The sequence below is a fragment of the Azospirillum sp. TSO22-1 genome, from assembly GCF_003116015.1.
Classification (GTDB): domain Bacteria; phylum Pseudomonadota; class Alphaproteobacteria; order Azospirillales; family Azospirillaceae; genus Azospirillum.
Genome location: NZ_LGQZ01000034.1, coordinates 1 through 21,277, shown reverse-complemented (window position 1 = coordinate 21,277; position 21,277 = coordinate 1). Strand labels below are relative to the sequence as shown.

The following is a 21,277-nucleotide window of genomic DNA, read 5'->3' as shown; positions in this document are numbered from 1 at the left end:
GGTTCTTATCGGTTGGCGTGGATGTCGGTGGTGCTGGTGGTGGGCCGGACGGGCAGCCGCGGGGCGAGGCGCACCGCGAGGTCGCTCTCCGGCACGACGCAGCAGGCCAGCACGTAGCCGTCCCGCCGGTCGTCGTCGCTGACGTGGGCGCGGCTCATCGGCAGCGCCCGGTAGGCGCCGTCGAGCACCTGGACGCGGCAGACGCCGCAGCCGCCCTTGCGGCAGCCGACGGCGACCCGCGGCTGGTCCTTGCCGGTGCGGAAGCTCAGCATCGCGGTGCGCTCCATGGCGGCGACGATGGTCTCGCCGGGCTGACAGAGGATGACGCCGGCGGCATCCTCGACGCGGACCGTGTGTGCGGTCATGCTCAGATCCTCTTGAAGACGGGGCTGCGCACCTTGCCGGCGTCGCCGTCGCCGGCCGTCAGGAAGCGCTCGGTGAAGATGTCGCGCTCGAACAGGCGGCCCTGCATGAGGGTGCGGATGCACGCCTCGACCATCGGCGGCGGACCGCACAGGTAGGCCTTGCGCCCGGCGAACATGCCGCCAAACGCGCGGTGCAGCGCCTCGTGCACGAAGCCGGTCTCGCCCGGCCAGTCGTCGCCCGGCTGGGGCTCGGACAGCACGGGGATGTAGGTCAGGGTCGGGTGCCTGGCCGCCAGCCCCTCGAAGAGGTCGCGGTCGTAGAGGTCGCGCGAGGCCCGCACGCCGTGGATCAGCGTGACCGGCTGCGTGCAGCCCTCCTCCAGCAGGTCGAGGATCATCGACTTCGGGCTGGACAGGCCGGTGCCGCCGGCCAGGAAGATCATCGGCGCCGCGGCGGACTTGCGCACGAAGAACCGGCCGTACGGGCCGCTCAGTTTCAGCGTGTCGCCGACCTTGAGGTCGCGGTGGATGTACCCCGTCGCCTTGCCGCCCGGAACGAGCCGCACGTGCAGCTCGACCAGGGTCGGTCGCGACGGCGGCCCGGCCAGCGAGAAGGCGCGGGCGCCATCGACGCCCGGCACCGTCAGGTTGACGTACTGCCCGGCCTGGAAGGCGATGCCGTCGCCGGGCAGTTCGACGAACACGCCCTTCACGTCGTGCGTCAGGTCCTCCAGCCGCACCACGGTGCCGGTGAAGTCGCGGACCGGGATGCGCAGCGCGTCCGGCTCCTCGTCGATGTCGGCCTCGATGGTGGCGTCGGAGGCCAGCGTCGCCGTGCAGGCGAGCGTCTTGCCGCCGTCGCGCTCGAAGTCCATCAGCGCGAAGCCCGAGGCGTCGCCGTGGTCGACGTCGCCGTCGACCACGTCCACCTTGCAGGTGCCGCACAGCCCGTGCCCGCAGGCGTGCGGCAGCCAGATGCCCTGGCGCAGGCAGGCGTCCAGGATGGTCTGGCCCTCGGCGACGGCGACGGTCTCGCCGGTGGGCTCGATGGTCAGCGTGTGGGTCACCGCATGCCCTCCCCTGGCGTCAGCTGTGCGAGCCCTTGAAGCCGTGCAGGCCCGGCGTCCAGAAGCGGACCAGCGACTTGTGGCCGACGCCGTGTTCGGCGAGGCTCTTCGCCGGGTCGGGCGTGACCTCCTTGCCGTCGATGGTCCAGCGCACCGCGGACCAGTCGATCGACGCGAAGTCCGGGTGCATGCCGTAGTAGGTCGGGATGATCTCCTGGATCAGCGCGCCGAACGGCATGGCGGGCGGCAGCGGGAAGGCCAGCGCGGCGCAGAAGCCGAGATGCTCCTCCCAGTGCAGGTAGACGACGTGATTGCCGTGAAAGTTCTCGACGCGGTCGCGGACCTCGACCTTGTCGGCGTAATCCTTCTCCAGGGCGACGACGGCCATGGGGTTTCCTCCGGTGATTTCCTGGTGTGCGGGGCGGCTCAGCCGGCGACGCGCTGGCGTGCCGCCATCCACTCGTTCCACAATTTCTGGTCGGGGGATCCGGCCTGGTCGAGGTTGTCGGCCCCGAGGTTCATCCGGTACCACTTCAGCACGTCCTCGACCGAGGCGCCGCCGCAGTTGCCCTGGAAGATCTGGTGCACCGGCAGCCAGGACTGGCTGTACTTCTCCGGCTCGCCGTCGAAGATGTCCTTACAGCCGTCCGAGCAGCAGTGGTACGTCTCGCCCTTGTGCTGCGAGGTGCGGAAGGCGATGGTGCCGGGGTCGCCGGGCTCGGTGTAGACCATCGGGATCTGGCAGACGGTGCAGAGCTGCGGCAGCGCGTTGTTGTAGAAGCGCTTGCCCTCCTTCTCCATCTCCGCCCACATCTCGTAGCGCGGGCGGTAGTGCTTGTCGAAGGTGGTCGGGTACTTCTCGGACAGCCAGTCCATCTCCTGCGGAGTCGGCAGCCAGGTGTGGAACGCCGCGGCCTGCGTGTACTGGTAGAAGGTGGACCAGTTCTGGTGCGACAGGTGGTCGGCCTCGGCGGTCGCGACGTCGGCGTACTTCGGCACCTTCAGGCCGTAGCGCGCCAGATCCTCGAACAGCGAGCCGCCGGCCTCGGTGAAGTAGATGTCCCACGCCTCGCGCCAGGACATGATCTTCTTGGGCAGCATGTAGTCCATCATCATGGCCACGAGGCCCAGCACGCGGTGGCCGCGCCAGAACCACTTGTCCACCCACTTCTGCACGATCGGCAGGTTGTCGGGGTCCTGTTCCAGCAGGAACTTGATGACCTCGATGCCCAGCGTCATGTGCCGGCTCTCGTCCGACTGCGCCGAGAAGCCGAAGGTCACCGTCGCGAGGTCGCCGTTGTAGGCGGCGCCCGACATGAACGGCACGAACAGCAGGTTGGTCAGCACGTACTCGAACGCGAAGCCGATGGCGATGAAGTACTCGAACGGGCCGGCGGTCCGCGCGTCGTCGAAGAACGACTTGGGCACCGACAGGTACCACACGCGGTCGTGCATGTGCTGCCACTCGTGGAAACCGTCGAAGAACTTGTTGTAGTGGCTCAGCGTGTGGATCTGCGTCTGCACGTGGCGCAGCTCGTCGAGCGACTGCATCTGCGCGGCGACGCGCGGGCCGACGCCGGGGATGTGCCGGCCGACGTGGGCGAAGCCGCGGTGCGCCTGGTACTCCAGCGGTGACACGCCGGTGAGGAACAGCTTGATGGCGTTGATGTAGCGGACGTCGCTGAGGCCCATCTGGCCGTTGTTCTGGGCGAAGCTGTCGAGCACCGCGTACAGCTTGCGCTCCTTCTCCGCCTGGTATTTCCAGTAGGCGTCCATGGTCAGGCGGAAGGGGTCCTCCCACTTCGACCAGTCGTGGATCTTGATCCCCTCGAACTCGGCGTAGGGGTAGACGGCGCTCTTGGACTGGTAGGACGGCTCCCAGTCGAGCCCGCGGGTGAGGAGCGCGTAGCGCTGCTTGAGGCCCAGCTTGGCCTTGGCGACCATGGTCATGATGGCGTTTCCCCGTGATTTTTTCGTCAGTGCGCCCAGGCGAGGCCGAAATAGTCGTCGTCCTCGTCCACGTTGCCGGCCATGGAGACGATGCTGAGGTGCAGTTCCTGCGGATCCCAGTCGCGGCCGATGCGGCTCTCGACCGAGGCGCGGTGGACGGTCAGGCTGCCCTCGCGGTCGATCTTGACGATGCCGGGGAAGCTGTGGACGACGGCGCCGGGGTTGTCCTCGGTGATCGCCTCGATGATCGGGCGGGCGGCGTCGGTGTTCTGCAAGGTGATGGAGACGATGCGCGGCATGGATCGGGCTTCCTTGCGGGTCAGGCGGCGAGGCCGAGGGTCTTGGCGCGGGCCTGGAGGGTGCCGAGCGCCTCGGCGACGGCCCCCTTGGCGGCCTCCCCGCCCAGCACGCGGGCGGCCAGGGGCGCGGCGGCCTCGGCAGCGCGGGCGCTCCAGGCGGCGAACCAGCCGCTCAGCAGCGCCTTGTTCTCCGGGCATTCGGCGGCGGCGGTCCTGATGACGCTGTCCACCCAGCGCGCGTGCTCGGCGAACCACTCGGTCATGAACTCGGTCAGCATCGACACGCCGGTGCCCCCCTGGCGCTGCCCCTCGGCGTCGAAGCGGCCGTAGACCAGGGCGTGCAGCACGCCGTCGATGGCGAGGTTCTGCGCCACGAACAGCTCGAACCAGTCCTTGACGACCAGCGTGTCCTCGACCAGCCGGCGCAGCCCCTGCCACTCCGGCGCCGTCATCCAGCGCTGCTTGGCCGTGTCCAGCGACGCGCCGGAGTTGCCGTCGAGCGCCAGCCCGATGCGGCCGATGATCTGCGCCATCGCCAGCCGGTCGCCGGCGGAGAAGATGCACGGCGCGGTCACCGCGGTGCCGTAGCCCTGGTCGCACATGGTGGCGGCGTTCATGTTGGCGCCCCACTCCACGTGCCGCATCGGCAGCAGGTAGAATTCCACCGTCCCGCGCCACGCTGGGTCGAGCAGGCCCAGCAGGCCGCGCTTCTCGACGAACTCGAAGTTGTGCTCGGTCGCCTGATACTGGTTGGCGCGGGCGATGTTGTAGGTGGCGTAGTAGAACTGCCGCGGGTCGCGCAGCGCGTACCAGTCCGCCATGCGGATGGCGGTGCGGCCCTCGTCGTAGTGCCAGTGGTCGGCGCCCCACAGCGGCTTGTAGTGGAAATTCGCCGTCGCCTGGACGTCCAGCGTCGCCTCCTCGTAGCGCGAGGCGGCCTTGTCGGCGCCCAGCCGGCGGGCGATGTGGCCGAAGGTCTGGCGGCGGGGCTCGACCTTGATCGTCTTGATGTCGATGGTCACGCGTTCCTCCTTCCTCCCTTGTGGTGCGATCCCGGCGGGGGGAGGTTGCCGCCGGGCGGTTTCCGTCAGTGCGTGCTGGGGGGCCGGTAGAGGCCGGGGGCCGAGGCGGCCGGGACATCGACGCCGTCCGCGGTGGGGAGCACCACCGCGCCCTGCCGCCGGCAGAACTCGTCGAAGGCCGCGAAGGGCATGATCAGCTCGACCGACAGGTCGCGGTCGCCGAGCGCGAACTCGAACTCGACGAACGTCCCGTTCCGGATCCCGGTGACGCGGACGAACGAGGTCATCGACTGCACCATGGGTGCGCCTCCCTAGCGTTTCCCCGAAGCTGCTCTTTTCGCGGCGAGCCGCGCTTTGCCCTCCTATTGGCAAGCGCCGTGCCAAGTGAAGCGGACGGTCCGGAACGCGGATGTTTTCGTTGCCTAACCAATGGTTTGGCCACAGCCGGGGGTGACCGTACGGGCGGGCGGGCACCCGCGGAATTGATGATTTGATCAATCCGTTTCATGCGAAAGGCGGAAGCGATTGATCATTTCATCAATCATGCCCATCGTGGAGGCGGCGTTGCGCCGGGGGCGCCGCCCGCGTACCTTTACGAAATGCGCAACGCCGAGACCAACGCTCCGCCGTCGGGCGACTCCATCACCGTGCCGCTGGTGCCGCCGCAGGTGACGGCGCAGATGCCGGACATCGCCGACCTGTCGGCCCGGCTGCGCTTCTGCCCCAGCGACGGGCGCATCTGGCTGGGCGACCAGCGCATGCTGCTGATCCACCTGAGCGCGCTGGCCGGCCTGCGGCGCGAGCTGGTCAACTCGCTGGGCGTCGAGGCGGCGCGCGGGCTGTTCACCCGCATGGGCTACGCCTCCGGCTGCAAGGACGCGGAGTTCGCGCGGCGCATCCGCCCGGACGACGAGCTGAACGCCTTCTACGTCGGCCCGCAGATGCACGCGCTGGAGGGCATCGTCCACGCCGAGCCGGTGCGGGTCGAGGTGGACATCGACTCCGGCCACTACTACGGCGAGTTCATCTGGCACAGCTCGTCCGAGGTGGACGCCCACATCGCCGCCTTCGGCATGAGCGCCGAACCGGTGTGCTGGATGCAGATCGGCTACGCCTCGGGCTACACCAGCATCTTCATGGGCCAGCCGATCCTGCACCGTGAGGTGGAGTGCCGCGGCACCGGCAGCCGGCAGTGCCGCATCGTCGGCAAGCCGGTGCACGAGTGGGACGACCCCAACCCCGACCTCGTCTACCTCCAGCCGGACAGCCTGGCGTCGCTCTACCGCGGCGCCGCCCCCGCGCTAGCGCGGCTGGACCCGGCGGCGCCGGACGCGCGCCGCCAGCCGGGTCTGGTCGGCGTCTCCTCCAGCTTCCTGGCCGCCTACCACCTGCTGCAGAAGGTGGCGCCGACCGACGCTACGGTGCTGTTCCTCGGCGAGACCGGGGCCGGCAAGGAGATGTTCGCCCGCACCCTGCACACGTCGAGCAAGCGCGCCGACAAGCCCTTCGTGGCGATCAACTGCGCCGCCATCCCGGAGAACCTGATCGAATCCGAGCTGTTCGGCGTCGAGCGCGGCGCCTTCACCGGCGCGGTGCAGAGCCGCCCCGGCCGGTTCGAGCGCGCGCACGGCGGCACCATCTTCCTCGACGAGATCGGCACCCTCAACCTGCCCGCCCAGGGCAAGCTGCTGCGCGTTCTGCAGGAACGCGAGGTCGAGCGCGTCGGCGGCACCGAGACGCGGCGCGTCGACGTGCGGGTGATCGCCGCCACCAACGTCGACCTGCGCGCCGAGGCGAAGCGCGGCGCCTTCCGCGAGGACCTGTTCTTCCGCCTGAACGTCTTCCCGGTGCGCATCCCGCCGCTGCGCGAGCGGCGCGACGACATCCCGCTGCTGGTCCGCCATTTCCTGCTGAAGTACTGCGAGCGCCACGGCAAGCCGGTGTCGGGAATCACCGACCGGGCGATGGACCGGCTGGTCGACTACGACTTCCCCGGCAACGTGCGCGAGCTGGAGAACATCGTCGAGCGCTCGGTCATCATGGCGCCGGACGACGGCTCGCCGATCGACGTCGGCCACGTCTTCGCCTTCGGCGACGAGGTGCACGCCCCGTTCTACGGCGTGGCGCACGACGGCTCGCTGATCGACAGCCGCCGCCCGCCCGCGCCGCCCGCCGCGCCCCGGCCGGCGGGGGTGATCGACGAGATCCTGTCCAGCGACCTGCCGCTCGAACAGCTGGAGACCCGCGCCATCGAGGCCGCCGTGCAGCGCGCCCGCGGCAACCTGTCCGAGGCGGCCCGCATGCTCGGCCTGACGCGCGCGCAGCTGGCGTACCGGTACCGGAAGATGCGGGGTTAGGGCAGGTTTCCGAGGACCGCGAAGGTCTGTACGTCCCCTCCCCCGCCCCCGGCGGGGGAGGAAGGGGCCCGCGCCGCAGGCGCGGGAAGGTGGGGGCTACGGCGTGGGTGGCAGGCGTTGATTCTCGTGCGCGCCGTAGCCCCCACCCAACCCTCCCCCGCCGGGGGTGGGGGAGGGCTTCGACGTTCAGACCACCCAGGACACCGCCCTACGGCAGCCCCGCCGGCGCGCCGAACCACGACCCGTCGCGGATGCCGTTCGCCAGCATGTCGACGGTCCGCGCGATGTGCTCCTCCAGCACCGCGCAGGCCGTCTCGACGTCGCGGGCCATGGCGGCCTCGAACAGCGCCAGATGCTCGGCGTGCACGTCGCGCGGCGTGGTGCGCTGCACCAACACCAGGCGCCGGTAGCGTTCGTGCTGCTTGTAGAGCAGGCGGTTGAAGCGCATCAGCCGGCGCAGCGGGCACGCCGCGACGAGGGCGCCGTGGAACTCGCCGTTGCAGCGCTCCCAGCGGTCGAGGTGGGCGCGCGGGTTGTCGCCCAGCAGCGCCTCCACCGCCGTCAGTTCGCCGAAGGCGGCGCGCACCCGCGCCTCCCAGTCGGCGTCGGCGGCCAGGATGGAGCTGCGCAGCACCTCCTTCTCGACGACGATGCGGGTCGCCGTCAGGTCCCTGAGGTCGGCCAGCGACACCGGCGCCACGCGCAGCGACGCCCCGGCGTCGAGGAAGGCCAGCCCGTCGTTGGACAGCTGGATCGCCGCCTCGCGCATCTCCGACGGGGTGACGGAGCGCCGCTCCGCCAGCGCGTCGAGGACGATCCTGGAGCCGGGAGGAAGCCGTCCGGACAGGATCTCGGCTTCCAGCCAGTCATGCGCCGAGAGGCCGTCGTGGACCGTCGGGTCCGGCGCCGGGCCTTCGGACGGCGGCATGAGATCATGGTCTACCGACGGCATGTCGAACCCTGCAACAGCGTACGCGGCGGTTTCCGCCCGCACAGAGATACACGAGCAACCGCCATATTGCAGCCCAATCGGGACATCGGCCCTCCCCTCCCCGGCAGGCGCCCGGGAGGGGAGCGGCCGGCGGCCTTACTGGTCGGCCATCTGGACGTTCTTGCCCTCGCGCCATTCGTACAGCACGTAGGCCGGCTTCACGACGTCGCCCTTCTTGTCGAACTGGATCTGGCCGACGACCGTGTCGAAGGTGCCGCCGTGCAGCGCGGCGGCGAGCTTCTTGGGATCGGCCGCGCCGGCCTTCTCCAGGCCCTGGGCGATGGTCTGGATCACCGCGTAGCTGTAGAAGGCGAAGTTGCCCGGATCCGGCAGGCCGGCGGCCTTGAAGGCGTCGACCAGCTGGCGCGCCGCCGGGTTGCTGGCGGCCGAGGGGCTGTCGGTGTACAGCGTGCCCTGCCCGGCCGCCCCGGTGATCGCCCAGAATTCCGGGTTGTTCAGGCCGTCGCCGGCGATGAACTGCGCCTGCAGCCCGTGCTCGCGCGCCTGACGGACCATCAGGCCCAGCTCCGGATGGTAGCCGCCGTAGTAGATGGCCTCGACGTTGCGCTGCTTCAGGTTGGTGATCAGTGAGGAGAAGTCCTTCTCGCCGGCCGTGACCGAGCCGCGGTAAGCGACCGGAACGCCGGCCTGCTCCAGCGTCTTGGCGACGACGTCGGCCAGGCCCTTGCCGTAGGACTGCTTGTCATCGACGATGGCGACCGCCTTACCCTTGAACTTGGTGGCGATGTACTGGCCCGACACCACGCCCTGCTGGTCGTCGCGGCCGCAGGCGCGGAACACCGCGTTGTAGCCGCGGTCGGTCAGCGTCGGGTTGGTGGCGGTGGGGGTCATCATGACGATGCCCTCCTCGTTGTAGACCTCCGACGCCGGGATCGCCGAGCCCGAGCACAGGTGCCCGTTCACCGCCACCACCTTCTCGGTGGCGAAGCGGTTGGCGACCGCCACGGCCTGCCGCGGGTCGCAGGCGTCGTCGCCGACCTTCAGCACCAGCTGCTGGCCGAGCACCCCGCCCTTGGCGTTGATGTCCTTGATGGCCTGCTGGGCGCCGTACACCGTCTGCTGGCCGAGCGCCGCGACGGAACCGCTGGTCGCGGTGCCGAGCCCGATGGCGATGTCGGCGTGCGCGGTGCCCACGCCGGCCAGAAGCGCCAGGGCGCTGACCAGGGAAATGCTGCGGGTCATTCCAGTGTCTCCTTTACGTCCTTTGGCTCGCGGTTGTTCATGCGCACCGCGCCTCGTGCGTTCTGATACACCGTTCCGCGCGCCACGCTTCCGGTTACCGGCTCAAGGCAGCCATGCCCGTACGTCGTGGCGGCGCGCGGCACACCGGCGCGCCCTCCGCCCCGAGACAGCAAACCGGTCAATGGATGCGTCCGTTCCTGCCGGAGATCCGCAGACGTTCACAGCGCTATTATTTCGGCGCCGTGTTTAGAGACTAGGACTTCGCAGCGCTATGTTGCACTGCAATATGCTTATGGTGGGCATGTGCAGAGCGCGCTTCGCACCGCAGCAAAGCGGGGCCATGATTTCCCCACAGGACATGGCGGGGGTTGGAGACGCTGCTCCCCCGGTCCGGCCAAGAATCCAAAAAGCATCCCTGGAGCAGTCCCATGCACATCAAGCATTCCCTGTCGCGCATCGCGGTCACCACGGCCGCCGCCCTCGTCGCCCTGGTCGCCGCCGCCGCCGCGGGCGCCGCCGTGACGAGCGAGCCGGTGCCGACGCCGGCCCACATCGACTGGAACGCCATCTCCGAGACGGCAAGCCAGCTGCACACCTTCAACTGAACGCTTTGCTCAGGAGACGATCATGAACCAGGAACGCAGCATCGCCGGTTCTCTGCCGTCGAGCCTGGAACTGCGGCGCCTGCGCCGCGAGGCCGAGGAAATGCGCGTCGCGTATCTCCGTTCGATGGCGCGGCGCCTGTTCTCCGCCATCTGCGGCGATCGCCACATCGGCGCGGCCCTGCCCGCCACCCGCTGACGGTAACGGCCGGCGACGCATCCCCGCGCCGCCGGCCCGTGCTTACGCCGGCTCCGCGGAGCGGGCACGACTTCCCATCGTGACCATGAGCGCCAGAGCGACCAGGACCGCCGCAAGCACGAAGGTGATCCGCATGCCGCCATCGACCGCCTGGGCAGGCGCCGCGGTCGGGTCGATGGTTCCGGCGGCGAACGCGAACACGGCGCCCATCACCGACGCGCCGGTGATGAGCCCGAGGTTGCGCGACAAGGTGAGCATCCCCGACACCACGCCGCGCCGGTCCGGGGCGACGTCCGCCAGGACCGCGGTGTTGTTGGCCGTCTGGAACAGCGCGTAGCCGGCCGTGGTGACGGCGATGGCGGCGGCGTAGCCGGGAACGCCGAGAGTCGCCGGCACCGCCGCCAGCAGCCCGCAGCCGGACCCGGTCCCCACCAGCCCGGCGACGGTCATGCGCCACGCCCCGAACCGGTCCACGGCGCGGCCGGCCGGCACGCCGGCCAGGGCGGCGACCGCCGGCCCGATGGACATGACCAGGCCGACCAGCGCGGTGTCGAGCGCCAGGGCGCGCGCCAGATAGAACGGCCCGACCACCAGCGTCGCCATCATCACCGTCGCCACCAGCAGGCTGGCGGCAAGCCCCGCGCCCAGCTCCGGATCGCGGAACGTCGCCGGCCGGACCAGCGGCGACGCCGCCCGCGCCTCGGCCCGCACGAAAAGGCCGGCACCCAGCACCGCCGCCAGCAGCAGCCCCGCGTTCAGCGGGCCGAAGCTCCCCCGCCCCACCGTCATGGCGAGCGCGTAGGCGCCGAGCGTCAGGGCCAGCAGCAGCGTGCCCAGGTGGTCGAAGCCCACCCGCTCCGCCGCCGGCACCGCGCGGTCGGCCGGCAGTCCCCGCCACGCCAGCCCCAGCGCGAGCGCGCCGAGCGGCAGGTTGACCAGGAAGATCGCCCGCCAGCCGAACCCGGCGATCAGCGCACCGCCCAGCGACGGGCCGAGCGCGGTGCCGACCGCCGACATCGTGCCCAGCAGCCCCATGGCGCTGCCGGTGCGCTCCTTCGGGACCGTCTGGCCGACGAACGCCAGGGCCAGCGCCATCATGACGGCGGCGCCGAGCCCCTGCACCGCCCGCGCGGCAACCAGCAGCCACAGCGTGGACGCGGCGCCGCACAGCGCCGACGCCGCCGTGAACAGGGCGAGCCCGGCCAGCAGCAGCCTCCGCCGGCCGATCCTGTCGCCGAGCCGCCCGACGCCGACGATCAGCGTGGTGACGGCGAGGAGATAGGCCACCACGATCCACTGCACCTGCTGGAAGGAGGCGCCGAACGCCTCCGCCAGCGTCGGCAGGGCGACGTTGGCGACGCTGGTGCCGAGCGACGACAGCAACATGCAGGCCGACAGGCCGGCGAGCGCCCCTCCGGCCCCCGCGCTGCAATCCTTGCGTTCCATGAGCTTCTGCATGACATCGGGTCCCTCGTTGGTTTCCGAGAGACCTAACCCCGCGCCAGGGATGGCGGAAGACGCAGCGGTTGCACTGTATTCGTGCATGCAACGCCATGCCGGACGGTGTTATCCTCGCCGCATGGCGCGGCCCGACCTCAACCTGCTCGTCACGCTCGACGTCCTGCTGGCGGAAGGCAGCGTGGCGCGCGCCGCCCGGCGCCTGCGGCTCAGCCCGTCGGCGATGAGCCGGGCGCTGGCGCGGCTGCGCGAGGCGACCGGCGACCCGCTGCTGGTGCGGGCCGGGCGCGGACTCGTGCCCACGCCGCGTGCGCTCGACCTCCGCGAGCGGGTGAGCCGGCTGGTGCAGGACGCGGAGGCGGTGCTGCGGCCGGCCGAGGCGCTCGACCTCGCGCGGCTCGCGCGCACCTTCACGCTGCGCGGCAGCGACGGCTTCGTCGAGAACTTCGGGGCGGGCCTCCTCGCCCGCGTCGCCGTGGAGGCGCCGGGCGTGCGGCTGCGCTTCGTGCCGAAGCCGGACAAGGACAGCGCGCCGCTGCGCGGCGGATCCGTGGACCTGGAAACCGGGGTCGTCGGCGACACGACGGGCCCTGAGGTGCGCGCGCAGGCCCTGTTCCGCGACCGCTTCGTCGGCGTCGTGCGAGCGGGGCACCCGCTCTGCCGGGGCGAGGTCACGGCCGCCCGCTACGCCGCCGGCCGGCACGTCCTCGTCTCGCGCCAGGGCCTCGACCGCGGGCCGGTCGACGACGCGCTGGAAGCGCTCGGCCTGGAGCGCCACGTCGCCACCACCGTCGGCGGCTTCGCCGCCGCGCTGGCGCTGGTGCGCGCCACCGACCTGATCGCCGCCGTGCCGGAGCGGCACACGCAAGCCCTGCGCGCTGGCCTGCACAGCTTCCCGCTGCCGGTTGCCGTCCCGCCGGTCACCGTGTCGATGCTGTGGCACCCGAGGCTCGACGCCGACCCGGCGCACCGCTGGCTGAGGGGCTGCGTCCGCGAGGTCTGCGGTGCCCTCCCCCGGGACCGGGCCTGCCCGCCCCGGCCGTAGACCAGCGCGCCGCCGAGCGCCACGGACGTCACCCCGCTCCGGCCGCGCGGGCTAGGATGCCGTCGCCATCCACGGTCGCTGGCAGCGTGCCGAAGGCGTGCCCCCACTCCCCGCCCAGGCGCGACGCGCAGAAGGCCTCGGCGACGGCCGGCGGGCCGTGGCGCAGCAGCAGCCCGGCCTGGAGGGCCAGCGCCAGCCGCTCGACCAGCCGGCGGGCCTGCACCTCCAGCGCGGCGGAATCGGCGAGCATCCGCCGCGTCTCGCGGACCCACGCGTCCAGCCGGCCGTCCAGACCACCCGCGCCGCGCAGCTCCGCTTCCAGGCCCGCCAGCGCCGCGGGCTCCTTGCGCAGCGTGCGCAGGACGTCCAGGCAGATCACGGTGCCCGACCCCTCCCAGATCGCGTTCAGCGGGGCCTCGCGGTAGAGCCGCGGCATGCCGCCGTCCTCGACGTAGCCGTTGCCGCCGTGGCACTCCAGCGCCTCGCAGGCGACGGCCGGGCAGCGCTTGGTGACCCAGTACTTGGCGACCGCCACCGCGAGCCGGGCGAAGGCCCGCGCCTCCGCGCCGGCCTCCCCCTCGTCGAACGCGCGCGCCACCCGCAGCACCAGCGCGGTCGCCGCCTCGGCCTCCAGCGCGAGGTCGGCTAGGACGTGGCGCATCAGCGGCTGCCCGATCAGCGGCTGCCCGAACGCCGCCCGGTGCCCGGCGTGGTGCAGCGCGCGCGACACCGCCGCGCGCATCAGGCCGGCCGCCGCCGCCCCGCAGTCGAGGCGGGTGTGGTGCACCATGTCGATGATGGTGGCGACGCCGGCCCCCTCCTCCCCGACCCGGACGGCCCAGGTGCCGTCGTACTCGATCTCCGCCGAGGCGTTGGAGCGGTTGCCCAGCTTGTCCTTGAGGCGCTGGATGCGGAACGGGTTGCGCGTGCCGTCCGGGCGCCAGCGCGGCACCAGGAAGCAGGTCAACCCGCGCCCCGCCTGGGCCAGCGTCAGGAAGGCGTCCGACATCGGCGCCGAGCAGAACCATTTGTGCCCGGTCAGCGTGTGCTCGCCCCCGCTTCCGCACGGCTCGGCCCGCGTGGTGTTGGCGCGGACGTCGGAGCCGCCCTGCTTCTCCGTCATCGCCATGCCGACGGTCACCCCGGTCTTCTCGCCCGCCGGGATGAAGCGCGGGTCGTAGCGGTCAGAGAGGATCCGCGGCAGCCAGTCCCCGGCCAGTTCGGGCTGGCGCCGCAACGCCGGCACCGCGGCGTAGGTCATGGCGACGGGGCACAGCACGCCCGCCTCGGCCTGGGTCAGCAGGTGGACCATGGCCGCGTGCGCCACGTGCGCGCCGGCCTGCGGCCGGTCCCAGGGCAGGGCGTGGATGCGGTGGCGGAACGCCAGCTCCATCAGCGCGTGGTAGGCGGGATGGAACTCGACCTCGTCCAGCCGGCGCCCGCAGCGGTCGAAGGCTTTCAGCACCGGCGGGTGGCGGTTGGCCAGCTCGCCCAGTTCCATCACCCGCTCGCTTCCCGCCTCGACGCCCAGGGCGGCCAGCCGGTCCTCGGCCCAGGCGCCGCCCTCCCGCCGCACCGCGTCGCACAGGGCCGCGTCGGTGCGCCAGAGGTCGCGCGGCGCGAAGTCCGGCGGCTGGTTGGCGACGGTGTGGGTGGCGAGCGCCGCCGCCGGCGCGCGATGAACCATGGCGATGCCTCCCCGAAGCGACCGGAACGCTGCGCTTATGAGATCGATCGCAGATAGCCGTCGATCAACTCCCGCATCCGCTCCGGCCCGAAGCTCGGGTCGTGGCCGGCGTGGACCGTCCGCACCGGAAGGTCCCGCAGGCGCTCCATGGTCCGGCGATAGGCGGCGCGGTCGGAGCCCGGCAGGGTGTCGAGCAGCGGGCCGTCGTACAGCGCGTCGCCGGAGAACAGCGTCCCCGTCGCCGCCTCCCACAGGCCGATGCTGCCCGGCGAATGGCCGGGCAGGTGCAGCACCTCGAAGCGGCGGTCGCCGGTGTCGACCACGGCGCCCTCCCCGACGACGCGGGTCGGGTTGGCGGGAAGCCGGCGGAAACCGTCGAGGTCGTAGCCGGCGTGGGGCAGCGCGGTGATCATCAGGTCGCCGATCTCGTACCCGGCCTCGCGCAGCTGGCGCAGCTCGTCGGGCGGGGAGTCGGCGGAGCGCAGGCTGCGCCGGCCCTTCGGCGCCCGCAGGGCCTCGGCCTCGGCGGCGTGGCAGAGGCAGTCGGACCACTCGTGATGGCCGCCGACATGGTCCACGTGCGTGTGCGTCGCCACCGCCAGCACCGGCTTGCCGAACAGGTCGGCGGCGGCGCGGCGCAGGCTGACGATGCCCAGGCCGGTGTCGATCAGCAGGTCGAGGTCGCGCCCGCGGACATGCCAGATGTTGCAGCGCAGGAGCGGGATGACGTGCGGTTCCCAGAGCAGCGTCACGTCGTCGTCGATCCGCTGCCGTTCGAACCAGCGCCCGGCGATGGGGAGCATGGAGCCTCCTGACCGTTGCCTTCCCCTGCCGGAGGCGGGGAGGGACCGCAGGTTACGCCCGCGCCGCGCGGAACGCCACGACGCGTCTGCCCGGTACCAGGTGAGCGGAACTCACGGCCGGACCAGGATTTCTCGTTTGTGCCGACCTCCGCCGGAAGCGACCCTCGCGGGCATAGACACTCCGGACCGCCGGACAAGGGAGGGATCACCCCATGACCGACATCGTGCTTCTGACCGTCGAGGGCGCCGTCGCCACCCTGACGCTGAACCGCCCACACAAGCTGAACGCCATCGACTTCGCCACCATCGCGCGCCTGCACGAGCACCTCGACGTCCTCGAGGCCGACGCGGCGGTGCGCGCCGTCATCCTCACCGGAGCGGGGGAGCGCGCCTTCTCCGCCGGCGCGGACATCGCCGAGTTCTCCGGCCCGGTCTTCGCCGGCCCCGAGACGGCGCTGCGCGAGTTCGTGCGGCGCGGCCAGCGGCTGACCAGCCGCCTGGAATCCTTCCCCAAGCCGATCATCGCCGCGGTGAACGGCATCGCCTACGGCGGTGGCTGCGAGGTGACGGAGGCGGTCCCGCTCGCCGTCGCCAGCGACCGGGCGCTGTTCGCCAAGTCGGAGATCCGGCTGGGCTTCCCGCCGCCCTACGGCGGCACGCAGCGGCTGCCCCGCCTGATCGGCCGCAAGCGGGCGCTTGCCATGCTGCTGACCGGCGACCCGATCGGCGCCGAGGACGCCAAGGACGCGGGCCTCGTCAACCTGGTCGTCCCGCACGAGGACCTGATGGACGCCGCCCGCGGGCTGGCGGCGCGGATCGTCGACAAGTCGCCGCTGGCGGTCGCCGCCTGCCTGGCCGCCACCACGCGCGGCCTGAACCTGTCCATCGACGAGGGGCTGGCGGTGGAGGCCGGCCAGTTCGCCCGCATGGCCGCCACGCAGGACATCCGCGAAGGCATCACCGCCTTCATCGAGAAGCGCCCGGCGGTCTTCGCCGGCCGCTGACGCGCTGACGACTGGACAACGCGTCCTCGACGCGCCGATAGTCCCTGACGGTGTCGGACGAAGCGTGGACCAGCGGTATGCACCCGAAGATCGAGGCCAGGCGAAAAGCGGTCGAGAGCGCGCAACAGCTCCAATCGCTGGAGCGGAGACGGGAGACCCTGCTGCACGATCTGCGGGCCGTGCGCGACGGGCTTCTGCAAATCCGCGGCGACGGCATGAACCTTCCGACGGTCGCCGCGCTGGCCGCGTCCGCCGAGACGCTCATCACGACGATCGAGGAGATCGACGTGCACGGCGATGACGAGCACAGGAAGACCTGCCTCGCGTTCTTCGACAGTTCCCTGACCTTCATCGAGAGCGCCCGGCGCACCCTGTCCGCCGCCAGGGGCGTCATGCCTGACTGAGGGCGGGCCGGCGGCTCCGCCCCCGCGTTTCCACTGCGTGAAAACGCGGCCGGCCGCCGATTGCGCCGCCCGGGGATTTGCGGCAAAGGCAGTGCTGCTGAGTGCAAGTTCCCTGCTAGACCCTGAGGCCGCCCTATGGGCGGCCTTTTTTTTCGCCGCAGCCCCAGCCTACCGATGCCCCCGGCGCGGCTTGCGCCCGGCGTGGCGCTGGGTGCCGAGCGCGAACACCACGACAAGCGCAACGACGAAGATTGCAAGCAGGACCCACATCATGGCGCGCCCTCCCCACCGCCGGACCTGAAGCGATGATAGCACGCGGGCGGCGAAAGCGTATCCCCGCGGCCACAGCTCCGTTCCACGTCACGGAGTCACTTGTCACAACATATTCCGTAATACGGACTATCATGATACCAAAGTGACTAGCCAAACGAATGGGGAATGACCAATGGATTGGCACGGCAGCGCATACACCAGCGGAACGCACGCCCTCGACGGCGAACTCGGCGTCGTTCTCTGCGTCACCGAGACGGTGGACGGGTGGTGGTGCTGGCACGCGTCCCACGGCGACACCGAGTGGACGCCGGACCTGCGCTGGTTCCCGTCCCGCTCCGATGCCGAAGGCGCGGCGGCGGAATGGGCCGCGACGCTCGGGGAACGGCACCTCGGCTTCCTGCGCCGCGGCCCGCAGCTGATCGCCGCGTAGCGCGTCCGCCGTTACGGCCGGACGGCGACGGGCACGCTCAGGTCGCCGCCTCGGGTTGTTTCTCCGGTGCCGCGTCGGCGAAAGCCGGCAGGTCGAGGCACACGCCGTGAATGCGGCGAACGGTCGGATAGGGTCCGAGATCGACGGCGAAGCGCTTGGCGTTGAAGACCTGGGGCACCAGGCAGATATCCGCCAGCGTCGGCGCGTCGCCGTGGCAGAAGCGCCCGGTCGCCGGGTGACCGGCCAGTTCCCGTTCCAACCCGTCGAAGCCCGCGGCCACCCAGTGGCGGTACCAGGCGTCGCGCGTCGCCTGATCGTGGCCGAGCGGCGTTTCCAGATATTGCAGGACGCGCAGGTTGTTGATGGGATGAATGTCGCAGGCGATGGCCTGGGCCAGCGCCCGCACCCGCGCCCGCCCATGCAGGTCGCGCGGCAGCAGCGGCGGCTCCGGGTGTGCCTCGTCGAGGAATTCGACGATCGCCATGGACTGCGTCAGCACCGCGCCGTCGTCCAGTTCCAGGGCCGGCACCAGCCCCTGCGGGTTGAGGCGCAGGAAGGCCTCGCTGCGGTGCTCGGCGCGGCGCAGGTGGTGGCTCACGTATGTGAAGGGCAGCCCCTTGAGGTTGAGCGCGATGCGCACGCGGAACGACGCGGAACTGAGATGGTAGTTGTGAAGCTTCATGGGGTTCTTCCCTGTCTCATACGCCCAGGTACCGGTGGCGCAGACTTTGGTCGGCGGCCAGCGTGTCGCCGTCGCCGTGCCAGACCACCCGGCCCTTCTCGACGATGACGTGCCGGTCGGCGATCTCGATCAGCGCGTCGACGTTCTTGTCGACCACCAGGATCGACTGCCCCCGCCGCTTGAGCGCCGCCAGGCAGCGCCAGATCTCGATGCGGATCAGCGGCGCCAGCCCCTCCGTCGCCTCGTCGAGGATCAGCAGCTTCGGGTTGGTCAGCAGCGCCCGGCCGATGGCGAGCATCTGCTGCTCGCCGCCCGACAGCCGGTTGCCCAGGTTGGAGCGGCGCTCCGACAGGCGCGGGAACAGCTCGTAGACCGTGCGCAGCGTCCATTCGCCCTTGGTGGCGGTGGCGATCAGGTTCTCCTCCACCGTCAGGTTGGGGAAGATCTGCCGCCCCTCCGGCACCAGCCCGAGGCCGGCGCGCGCCACCTTGAAGGCGGGCTGGCCATGCAGCGCCCGGCCGGCGAAGCGCACCTCGCCGCCCTTCGGACGGACGATGCCCATGATGGTGTGGATGGTCGTCGTCTTGCCCATCCCGTTGCGGCCCAGGAGCGTCACCATCTCCCCCGCGCCGACCGACAGGTCCATGCCGAACAGCACCTGGCTGTCGCCGTAGGCGGCCTGCAATCCCTTGACCTCAAGCATGGAAGAACTCCCCGGCATGCGCCTCCTCGCCCAGGTAGGCGCGCTGGACGTCGGGATCGCGGCGGATCGCGTCCGGCGTTCCGGTGGCGACGGCGCGCCCGTAGACCAGCACGCTGATGCGGTCGGCGAGGCTGAACACCGCGTCCATGTCGTGCTCGATCAGCAGCATGGTGTGGCGGCCGCGCAAGGATCCCAGCAGCTCGACGATGACCGCGCTGTCCTCGCGCCCCATGCCGGCCAGCGGCTCGTCGAGCAGCAGCAGCTTCGGCCCGGTGGCGAGCGCCATGGCGATCTCCAGCTGGCGCTGCTCGCCGTAGGACAGCCGCGCCGCCGGCGTCTCCGCCCGGGCGCCCAGTCCGACCTGCTCCAAACACCGGCGCGCCGGCTCGGTCAGCAGCGGGTCGGCGAGCGCGCCGCGCCAGAAGCGGAAGCTGTGCCCCTGGCGCGCCTGCACCGCCAGCGCCACGTTGGCCAGCGCGCTGAACTCGCGGAACACGCTGGTGATCTGGAACGAGCGCACGAGGCCGAGCGCCACCCGCTCCGGCGGCGGCAGGGCGGTGACGTCGCGGCACTGGAACTCCACCCTCCCGGCGTCGGAGCGCAGCTCGCCGGCGAGCTGCGCCACCAGCGTCGACTTGCCGGCACCGTTCGGGCCGATCAGCGCGTGGATCTCGCCCTCGCGGATGTCGAGGTCGAGGTTGTCGGTGGCCCGCAGCGCGCCGAAGCTCTTGCACAGACCGGTGACCTTGATGAGCGGCCGGGTCATCGCGCGCTCTCCCGCACCGGCAGGAGGCCGTACAGCCCCTGGCGCGCGTAGATCACCGCCAGCAGCAGCGCCGGCCCGAAGACCACCTGCCAGTGCTCGGTCCAGCCGGACAGCGCCTCCTCCAGCAGCAGGAAGACGAAGGCGCCGACCACCGGCCCGACCAGCGTGCCCATGCCGCCGAGGATCACCATGACGATGATCTCGCCCGAGCGCGTCCAGTGCATCATCGCCGGGCTGACGAAGTTCGCCTGGTTGGCGAGCAGCGCCCCGGCCAGCCCGGCGACGGCACCGGCCAGCGCGAAGGCGGCGAGGCGGTAGCGGAACACCGGGAAGCCGATGTGCACCATCCGCCGCTCGTTGGCCTTGGCGCCCTGCAGCACCATGCCGAAGCGCGAGCCGGTCACCCGCCACAGCAGCAGCCCGACGACCGCCAGCACGCCCAAGGCCACGTAGTAGAAGCTCACCTTGTCGCGCAGGCTGACCAGCCCGGAGAAGGTCGAGCGCGCCGCGAGGCTGAGCCCGTCGTCGCCGCCGTAGGCGCGCAGCGAGACGAAGAAGAAATAGGCCATCTGCGCGAAGGCCAGGGTGATCATGATGAAGTGCACGCCTTTGGTGCGCAGCGACACGAAGCCGACCGCCGCCGCCAGCGCGCCGGCGCACAGCATCGCCAGCGGCCACGCGATCCAGCCGCTCGCCGTGCCGGGGAGGAGGCCCAGCAGCAGCGTCTCCTCCGCCGCGTGGTGGGCCAGGATGCCGACCACGTAGGCGCCGACCCCGACGAACATGGCGTGCCCGAAGCACACCAGCCCGCCGAAGCCGAGGATCAGGTCGAGGCTCATCGCCGCCAGCGCGAAGACCAGCACGCGGCTGACCAGCGAGATGTAGAACGGCTCGCCCAGCGCCTGGGCGGCGGGCGGCAGGGCCAGCAGGGCGACGGCGAGCAGCGCCACCGCCCACCGGCGCGGGGTGTTTGGGAGGAGGCTAGTCATTGGCCGCGAACAGTCCTTGCGGGCGCCACGTCAGGATGGCCGCCATGAGGATGTAGATCGTCATCTCCGCCAGCGCGGCGGGCAGCAGCATGCGCCCGAAGGTGTCGGTCAGCCCGACCAGCAGCGCCGCGATGAAGGCGCCGCGGATCGAGCCGATGCCGCCGATGACGATCACCACCAGGGTGAGGATGAGCACGCCGTCGCCCATGCCGACCTGCACCGACAGCAGCGGTGCGGCCATGGTGCCGGCCAGCGCCGCCAGCGCCGCGCCCAGGCCGAAGACCAGCGTGTAGAGCACGCGGATGTTGACGCCCAGCGCCTCGACCATGGTGCGGTTGCTTGCGCCGGCGCGGATCAGCATGCCGGCGCGCGTGCGCCCGATCAGCAGGTACAGCCCGGCGGCGACCGCCAGCCCGACGCCGATGGTGGCGAGGCGAAACAGCGGGTACGGCGCGCCGGGGATCAGCGTGACGGTGCCCTCCAGCGCCTCGGGGAGCGGCATGAACAGCGCTTGCACGCCCCAGACGATGCGCGCCGCCTCGTTGAAGAACAGGATCAGGCCGAAGGTCGCCAGCACCTGGTCGAGGTGGTCGCGGGCGTAGAAGCGGCGGAGCACCGCCAGCTCCAGAGCCATGCCGAGCGCCAGCACGCCGACGAAGGCGCCCGCCCCGGCCAGCAGGAACGAGCCGGTGTGGCGGAACAGCGTCGCCGCGAGGTAGGCGCCCAGCATGTAGAGCGAGCCGTGCGCCAGGTTGATCAGGTTCATGATGCCGAACACCAGCGTCAGCCCGGCCGCCATCAGGAACAGCATGGTTCCCAGTTGCAGGCCGTTGAGCGCCTGTTCGGCGAGGAAGATCGGGTTCATGGAAGCCTCCCTGCTTTCCCTCTCCCGCCCCGGGAGAGGGAGGGGCCCACCGCAAAGCGGTGGGAGGGTGAGGGCGCCCGCCAGGATCCTTGGCCTTACCCCCCCCCCGCCCC

24 protein-coding genes are annotated in these 21,277 nt (G+C 71.2%); 7 read left to right on the top strand and 17 right to left on the bottom strand.

All coding sequences use genetic code 11. From position 1 onward, the window contains the following. Window positions 1-5 precede the first annotated feature (5 nt). The 7 genes from TSO221_RS10810 to TSO221_RS10780 all read right to left on the bottom strand — a co-directional run bounded on the left by TSO221_RS10810 (window position 6) and on the right by TSO221_RS10780 (window position 5,002). Window positions 6-365: a 2Fe-2S iron-sulfur cluster binding domain-containing protein gene (locus TSO221_RS10810; protein ID WP_199229442.1), complete on the bottom strand. Its 360-nt coding sequence runs from the start codon at window positions 363-365 to the stop codon at window positions 6-8. Between the two features lie 2 nt (window positions 366-367). Next, window positions 368-1,432, bottom strand: a complete 1,065-nt coding sequence (locus tag TSO221_RS10805) for a 2Fe-2S iron-sulfur cluster binding domain-containing protein (RefSeq protein WP_109118503.1) — start codon at window positions 1,430-1,432, stop codon at window positions 368-370. Window positions 1,433-1,451: 19 nt separating this feature from the next. Further along, a complete protein-coding gene (locus TSO221_RS10800; protein ID WP_109118502.1) occupies window positions 1,452-1,820 on the bottom strand; it encodes a phenol hydroxylase subunit P4 in 369 nt (122 codons plus the stop codon). Between the two features lie 38 nt (window positions 1,821-1,858). Next, window positions 1,859-3,382, bottom strand: a complete 1,524-nt coding sequence (locus TSO221_RS10795; protein ID WP_109118501.1) for an aromatic/alkene/methane monooxygenase hydroxylase/oxygenase subunit alpha — start codon at window positions 3,380-3,382, stop codon at window positions 1,859-1,861. A 26-nt stretch (window positions 3,383-3,408) separates the two neighbouring features. Further along, on the bottom strand, window positions 3,409-3,681 hold the full coding sequence (locus TSO221_RS10790) for an MmoB/DmpM family protein (RefSeq protein ID WP_109118500.1): 273 nt from the start codon (window positions 3,679-3,681) through the stop codon (window positions 3,409-3,411). Between the two features lie 20 nt (window positions 3,682-3,701). After that, window positions 3,702-4,703 (bottom strand): aromatic/alkene monooxygenase hydroxylase subunit beta, encoded by a 1,002-nt coding sequence (locus TSO221_RS10785; protein ID WP_109118499.1) that lies wholly within the window; start codon window positions 4,701-4,703, stop codon window positions 3,702-3,704. A 65-nt stretch (window positions 4,704-4,768) separates the two neighbouring features. After that, window positions 4,769-5,002 (bottom strand): phenol hydroxylase subunit, encoded by a 234-nt coding sequence (locus TSO221_RS10780; protein ID WP_109118498.1) that lies wholly within the window; start codon window positions 5,000-5,002, stop codon window positions 4,769-4,771. A gap of 300 nt (window positions 5,003-5,302) precedes the next feature. Between TSO221_RS10780 and TSO221_RS10775 the strand changes: the two genes are divergently transcribed. Further along, entirely contained in the window at window positions 5,303-7,060 is a 1,758-nt protein-coding gene (locus TSO221_RS10775) for a sigma-54-dependent Fis family transcriptional regulator (RefSeq protein WP_199229441.1), read from the top strand. Window positions 7,061-7,268: 208 nt separating this feature from the next. Here TSO221_RS10775 and TSO221_RS10770 read toward each other — a convergent pair whose 3' ends face one another. Together TSO221_RS10770 and TSO221_RS10765 are read right to left on the bottom strand one after the other, a co-directional pair. Next, window positions 7,269-8,012: a GntR family transcriptional regulator gene (locus tag TSO221_RS10770; RefSeq protein ID WP_109118497.1), complete on the bottom strand. Its 744-nt coding sequence runs from the start codon at window positions 8,010-8,012 to the stop codon at window positions 7,269-7,271. A 135-nt stretch (window positions 8,013-8,147) separates the two neighbouring features. Next, window positions 8,148-9,254, bottom strand: coding sequence for an ABC transporter substrate-binding protein (locus tag TSO221_RS10765; RefSeq protein WP_109118496.1), 1,107 nt, complete (start codon window positions 9,252-9,254; stop codon window positions 8,148-8,150). Window positions 9,255-9,682: 428 nt separating this feature from the next. On the opposite strand from TSO221_RS10765, the gene TSO221_RS35340 reads away from it, so the two are divergent. After that, window positions 9,683-9,859, top strand: a complete 177-nt coding sequence (locus TSO221_RS35340) for a hypothetical protein (RefSeq protein WP_158284056.1) — start codon at window positions 9,683-9,685, stop codon at window positions 9,857-9,859. A gap of 22 nt (window positions 9,860-9,881) precedes the next feature. Beyond that, window positions 9,882-10,055, top strand: a complete 174-nt coding sequence (locus TSO221_RS35335) for a hypothetical protein (RefSeq protein ID WP_158284055.1) — start codon at window positions 9,882-9,884, stop codon at window positions 10,053-10,055. 42 nt (window positions 10,056-10,097) lie between these two features. Here TSO221_RS35335 and TSO221_RS10760 read toward each other — a convergent pair whose 3' ends face one another. Next, complete coding sequence (locus TSO221_RS10760; RefSeq protein WP_109118495.1) at window positions 10,098-11,513, bottom strand: MFS transporter; 1,416 nt, start codon at window positions 11,511-11,513, stop codon at window positions 10,098-10,100. A 121-nt stretch (window positions 11,514-11,634) separates the two neighbouring features. Between TSO221_RS10760 and TSO221_RS10755 the strand changes: the two genes are divergently transcribed. Then, on the top strand, window positions 11,635-12,558 hold the full coding sequence (locus tag TSO221_RS10755; protein ID WP_109118494.1) for a LysR family transcriptional regulator: 924 nt from the start codon (window positions 11,635-11,637) through the stop codon (window positions 12,556-12,558). A 28-nt stretch (window positions 12,559-12,586) separates the two neighbouring features. Here TSO221_RS10755 and TSO221_RS10750 read toward each other — a convergent pair whose 3' ends face one another. Beyond that, entirely contained in the window at window positions 12,587-14,245 is a 1,659-nt protein-coding gene (locus TSO221_RS10750) for an isovaleryl-CoA dehydrogenase (protein ID WP_109118493.1), read from the bottom strand. A gap of 35 nt (window positions 14,246-14,280) precedes the next feature. After that, complete coding sequence (locus TSO221_RS10745; protein WP_109118492.1) at window positions 14,281-15,048, bottom strand: MBL fold metallo-hydrolase; 768 nt, start codon at window positions 15,046-15,048, stop codon at window positions 14,281-14,283. Between the two features lie 212 nt (window positions 15,049-15,260). Here TSO221_RS10745 and TSO221_RS10740 point away from each other — a divergent pair, with 212 nt between their 5' ends. The 3 genes from TSO221_RS10740 to TSO221_RS10730 all read left to right on the top strand — a co-directional run bounded on the left by TSO221_RS10740 (window position 15,261) and on the right by TSO221_RS10730 (window position 17,159). After that, window positions 15,261-16,052, top strand: coding sequence for a crotonase/enoyl-CoA hydratase family protein (locus TSO221_RS10740; protein ID WP_109118491.1), 792 nt, complete (start codon window positions 15,261-15,263; stop codon window positions 16,050-16,052). A 77-nt stretch (window positions 16,053-16,129) separates the two neighbouring features. Further along, window positions 16,130-16,456 carry a hypothetical protein gene (locus TSO221_RS10735; protein ID WP_109118490.1) on the top strand — a complete coding sequence of 109 codons (327 nt, stop codon included), beginning with the start codon at window positions 16,130-16,132 and terminating at the stop codon, window positions 16,454-16,456. A gap of 445 nt (window positions 16,457-16,901) precedes the next feature. Next, a complete protein-coding gene (locus TSO221_RS10730) occupies window positions 16,902-17,159 on the top strand; it encodes a hypothetical protein (protein ID WP_109118489.1) in 258 nt (85 codons plus the stop codon). A 37-nt stretch (window positions 17,160-17,196) separates the two neighbouring features. Here TSO221_RS10730 and maiA read toward each other — a convergent pair whose 3' ends face one another. From maiA to TSO221_RS10705, 5 genes are read right to left on the bottom strand one after another with little or no spacing between them, the layout of a single operon-like run. Further along, a complete protein-coding gene (gene maiA / locus TSO221_RS10725; RefSeq protein ID WP_109118488.1) occupies window positions 17,197-17,841 on the bottom strand; it encodes a maleylacetoacetate isomerase in 645 nt (214 codons plus the stop codon). A gap of 16 nt (window positions 17,842-17,857) precedes the next feature. After that, the gene (locus tag TSO221_RS10720; RefSeq protein WP_109118487.1) at window positions 17,858-18,544 is read right to left on the bottom strand and encodes an ABC transporter ATP-binding protein; all 687 of its coding nucleotides are present in this window, start codon (window positions 18,542-18,544) and stop codon (window positions 17,858-17,860) included. Next, complete coding sequence (locus tag TSO221_RS10715; protein ID WP_109118486.1) at window positions 18,537-19,310, bottom strand: ABC transporter ATP-binding protein; 774 nt, start codon at window positions 19,308-19,310, stop codon at window positions 18,537-18,539. Before TSO221_RS10715 ends, TSO221_RS10720 begins: the two co-directional genes overlap by 8 nt. Further along, window positions 19,307-20,299 (bottom strand): branched-chain amino acid ABC transporter permease, encoded by a 993-nt coding sequence (locus TSO221_RS10710; RefSeq protein ID WP_109118485.1) that lies wholly within the window; start codon window positions 20,297-20,299, stop codon window positions 19,307-19,309. The genes TSO221_RS10715 and TSO221_RS10710 overlap by 4 nt, the downstream gene beginning before the upstream one ends. Beyond that, the gene (locus tag TSO221_RS10705) at window positions 20,292-21,164 is read right to left on the bottom strand and encodes a branched-chain amino acid ABC transporter permease (protein ID WP_109118484.1); all 873 of its coding nucleotides are present in this window, start codon (window positions 21,162-21,164) and stop codon (window positions 20,292-20,294) included. Before TSO221_RS10705 ends, TSO221_RS10710 begins: the two co-directional genes overlap by 8 nt. Between the last annotated feature and the right edge of the window lie 113 nt (window positions 21,165-21,277).